At 68.2% G+C, this 4,288-nt stretch carries 4 protein-coding genes; 3 read left to right on the plus strand and 1 reads right to left on the minus strand.

What is annotated here, in order from left to right; translation table 11 throughout:
• From xsc to MU516_RS19220, 3 genes are all read left to right on the plus strand, one after another.
• Window positions 1–1,785 carry a sulfoacetaldehyde acetyltransferase gene (gene xsc, locus MU516_RS19210; protein WP_260278812.1) on the plus strand — a complete coding sequence of 595 codons (1,785 nt, stop codon included), beginning with the start codon at window positions 1–3 and terminating at the stop codon, window positions 1,783–1,785.
• Between the two features lie 71 nt (window positions 1,786–1,856).
• Window positions 1,857–2,903 carry a YeiH family protein gene (locus MU516_RS19215; protein ID WP_260278813.1) on the plus strand — a complete coding sequence of 349 codons (1,047 nt, stop codon included), beginning with the start codon at window positions 1,857–1,859 and terminating at the stop codon, window positions 2,901–2,903.
• 107 nt (window positions 2,904–3,010) lie between these two features.
• A complete protein-coding gene (locus tag MU516_RS19220; RefSeq protein ID WP_260278814.1) occupies window positions 3,011–3,973 on the plus strand; it encodes a phosphate acetyltransferase in 963 nt (320 codons plus the stop codon).
• Window positions 3,974–3,983: 10 nt separating this feature from the next.
• Here the strand turns inward: MU516_RS19220 and MU516_RS19225 are convergent.
• On the minus strand, window positions 3,984–4,288 hold a 305-nt coding region (locus tag MU516_RS19225), incomplete at its 5' end, for an ATP-binding protein (protein WP_260278815.1).

Below are 4,288 nucleotides of genomic sequence, written 5' to 3' on the forward strand. Positions count from 1 at the left end.
ATGAAAATGACGACCGAGGAAGCCTTTGTTAAGGTTTTGCAGTTGCATGGGATAGAGCATGCATTTGGGATCATCGGTTCAGCGATGATGCCTGTGTCTGATCTTTTTCCGCGTGCCGGGATCACGTTCTGGGACTGTGCGCACGAGACGAATGCGGGTCTGATGGCGGACGGGTTCACGCGTTCGACGGGCAAGATGTCGATGGCGATCGCGCAGAACGGCCCTGGCGTGACGGGGTTCGTGACGCCTGTGAAGACGGCCTACTGGAACCATACGCCGCTGCTTCTGGTGACGCCGCAGGCTGCCAACAAGACGATCGGGCAGGGCGGTTTTCAGGAGATGGAGCAGATGCGGCTGTTTGCCGACTGCGTCTGTTACCAGGAGGAGGTCCGCGACGCCTCGCGCATCCCCGAGGTGCTGAACCGGGTGATCATGCAGGCCTGGCGCAACTCGGCGCCGGCGCAGATGAACATCCCGCGCGACTTCTGGACCCAGGTGATCGACGTGGAGCTGCCGCAGGTGGTGGCGTTCGAGCGTCCGGCGGGCGGCGAGCAGGCGGTGTCCGAGGCCGCGAGGCTGCTGAGCGAGGCCAAATTCCCGGTGATCCTGTCTGGGGCGGGCGTGGTCCTGTCGGGGGCGATCCCCGACCTTGTCCAGCTGGCCGAGCGTCTGGATGCGCCGGTCTGTTCGAACTATCAGCACAATGACAGCTTCCCGGGCAGCCATCCTCTGGCGATGGGCCCCCTGGGGTATAACGGGTCCAAGGCGGGGATGGAGATCATCCAGAAGGCCGATGTGGTGCTGGCCCTGGGCACGCGGCTGAACCCGTTCTCGACCCTGCCGGGCTACGGGATCGATTACTGGCCCAAGGACGCCCGGATCATCCAGGTCGACATCAATGCCGACCGGATCGGACTGACCAAGAAGGTGACGGTGGGCATCCAGGGCGACGCGGCCAAGGTGGCGCGCGGCATTCTGGGCCAGCTTTCGGCGGATGCCGGCGATGCCGGTCGCGCGGAACGCCGCGCGCTTGTCGCGCAGACCAGGTCGCGTTGGGCGCAGGAATTGTCCAGCCTGGATCACGAGGAGGACGATCCCGGCACCGAATGGAACGAGGGCGCGCGCAGCCGCGACGCCGATCTGATGAGCCCGCGTCAGGCCTGGCGCGCGATCATGCAGGCGGTTCCGGCCGAGGCCATCGTCAGCTCGGACATCGGCAACAACTGCGCCATCGGCAATGCCTATCCCAGCTTCGAGGCGGGCCGCAAATACCTGGCGCCGGGCCTGTTCGGCCCCTGCGGCTATGGCTTCCCGGCGATCCTGGGGGCCAAGATCGGCAATCCGGACACGCCGGTGATCGGGTTTGCGGGCGACGGCGCCTTCGGGATCTCGATGAACGAGATGACGGCCTGCGGCCGCGACGACTGGCCGGCGATCACGATGGTGATCTTCCGCAACTACCAGTGGGGCGCGGAAAAGCGCAACACGACGCTGTGGTATGACAACAACTTCGTGGGCACCGAGCTGGACCGCGGCACCTCCTATGCGGGCATTGCGCAGGCCTGCGGGGTGAACGGGGTGCAGGTGAAATCCGCCGAGGAGCTGACCGATGCCCTGCACCAGGCGGTCGAGCGTCAGATGAAGGAAGGCGAGACCACCTTCATCGAGGTTCTGCTGAACCAGGAACTGGGCGAGCCGTTCCGGCGCGACGCGATGAAGAAGCCGGTGCCGGTCGCCGGGATCGACGCGTCGGACATGCGTCCGCAGAAGGGCGCGGCAGCCTGATCCTGGCCTGATCGCAGCCTGTCCCGGCCCGGCGGCCTCGGCCGCCGGGCCCCTCCAGAGGAGCTTTCCCCATGACCCGTCCCCTGACCGGTCCCGCGACAGGCCTTGCCGCGCGGCTGCCGGGCCGTGCCCGCCTGCACGATCTGTTTCCGGGCTTTGCCGTTTCGGTTCTTGTCGCGGCCACCGCGCAGTTTTTGTCGGAACATTACGGCGCGCCGGCGATGCTTCTGGCGCTGCTTCTGGGTCTGTCGCTGAACTTCCTGGCCGAGTCGGGCACGCGGACCGCGCCCGGCATCGAGGTGACCGCCCGCACCGTGCTGCGGCTGGGGGTGGCGCTGCTGGGGGCGCGGATCAGCGTCGAGATGCTGGCCGGGCTTGGCGGCCCGGCGATCGCGCTGGTGGTGTCGGGGGTGGTGCTGACCATCGGCTTCGCGCTGCTGGCCAGCCGGTTCGTGGGCCGCGGCTGGCGGTTTGCGCTGCTGACCGGGGGCTCGGTGGCGATCTGCGGCGCCTCGGCGGCGATGGCCATCGCCGCGGTGCTGCCGCGGCACGAGAAATCCGAACGCGACCTGGTCTTCACGGTGCTGTCGGTGACGGTGCTGTCGACGGTGGCGATGGTGGTCTATCCGATGCTGTCGGGTCTGTTCGGCTTTACCGCCCGCGATTCCGGCGTGTTTCTGGGCGGCACCATCCATGACGTGGCGCAGGTGGTCGGCGCGGGGTTCTCCATCGGGCCCGAGACCGGCGAGACCGCGACACTGGTCAAGCTGATCCGGGTGTCGATGCTGGCGCCGGTGGTGCTGTGCTTCTCGCTGGTCATTCGCCAGATGGGGCTGGCGGATCTGTCCGAGGGCAGGCGCCCGCCGCTGCTGCCGGGCTTCGTGCTGGGCTTTCTGGTGCTGGCGGCGCTGAACTCGATCGGGCTGATCCCGCAGGTGCTGGCGGACTGGGCCGGCGCGCTCAGCCGGTGGGCGCTGCTGATCGCGATCGCGGCGGTGGGCATCAAGACCTCGCTGGCGCGGATGCTGGACGTCGGCTCGGGTGCGATCGCGCTGATGGTCGCCGAGACCGTGTTCCTGGGCGTCTTCATCGTCGCCGGCCTGCATTTCCTGGGCTGAGCCGGTGCACGCGGTCTTCGCCCCCCGTCCGTCGCAGGCCGGGCCCGGGCCGGGCCCGATCCCGTCCTGCCCCGCAGCCGTTCTTCCCTGACCGAAAGGCTTCGCCGATGAAACCGCTGGAACGTCTCTTCGACACGGCCCGCGCCGATCCGCGCCACATCATCCTGCCCGAGGGCGACGACCCGCGTGTCGCGCGCGCTGCCGCGCTGCTGGCCGAAGGGGGGCTGGCGCGGGTGACGCTGATGAACGGCCCCGAGATCCCCGGCGTCACCGCGCTGCGCCCGGCCGAGGCGCCGGACCTGGTCGAATTGTCGGCGCATTGGCACCAGATGCGGGCGGCCCGCGGCATGACCGCCGAACGGGCGCTGGAGGAGATGCGCGATCCGATCCGGCAGGCCGCGATGCGGGTCAGGCTGGGACAGGCCGACGGCACCCTGGGCGGCGCGGTCGCCACCACCGCCGAGACGGTGCGCGCGGCGTTGCAGATCATCGGCCGCGCCGAGGGGGCGGGGATCGTGTCCAGCTTCTTCCTGATGCTGTCCTGCGGCCCCGAGGCGCCGATCCGGGGCGGCATGATCTTCGCCGATTGCGGCCTCGTCATTCAGCCCGACGCGGCCGAGCTGGCCGCCATCGCCCGTTCGGCCGCGCAATCCTGCCGGCAGGTGCTGGCCGAGACGCCGCGCGTGGCGCTGTTGTCCTTCTCGACCGCGGGCTCGGCCGACCATCCCAGCCTGGCCCGGATCCACGAGGCGCTGGCGCTGATCCGGGCGGCCGAACCCGATCTGGAAGTCGATGGCGAGATCCAGTTCGACGCCGCGCTGGACGACGCCATCCGCGCCAGGAAGGCCCCCGGCAGCCGGCTGACCGGACGCCCCAATGTCTTCATCTTCCCCGACCTCGCCTCGGGCAATATCGGCTACAAGATCGCCCAACGCCTCGGCGGGCTCGACGCCATCGGACCCATCCTGCAAGGCCTCGCAAAACCCGCAAACGACCTGTCGCGCGGATGCACAACAAAAGACATCATCAACGCGGCAGTCATAACAAATATACAAACAATAAAAAAATGAGGCGAGAACCTCAGGACCAGAACCGGCAAAGCTGAAGACGCGCAGAAAGGCCACTATCCGCGCGCTGAAAACGCACATCGCCGCCATGCTGAGAGGCGACGGTCGACACGATGGCCAGTCCCAGCCCCACGCCTGACGCATCCGCACTGTTGCGGCCGCGCTGAAAGGCGCCGGTCAGCCGGTCGAGATCGTCCCCGGTCAGGACCGACCCGCGATCCGTGACGGTGATCCACGCGTCGTCGGCATCACCGTCCACCGCCACCTCGGCCTCGCGGCCATATTTGAGGGCGTTGTCGATCAGGTTCGACAGCGCGC

Origin of the sequence: Paracoccus maritimus (assembly GCF_025195095.1) — a bacterium.
In the GTDB taxonomy this organism is placed as follows: domain Bacteria; phylum Pseudomonadota; class Alphaproteobacteria; order Rhodobacterales; family Rhodobacteraceae; genus Paracoccus; species Paracoccus maritimus.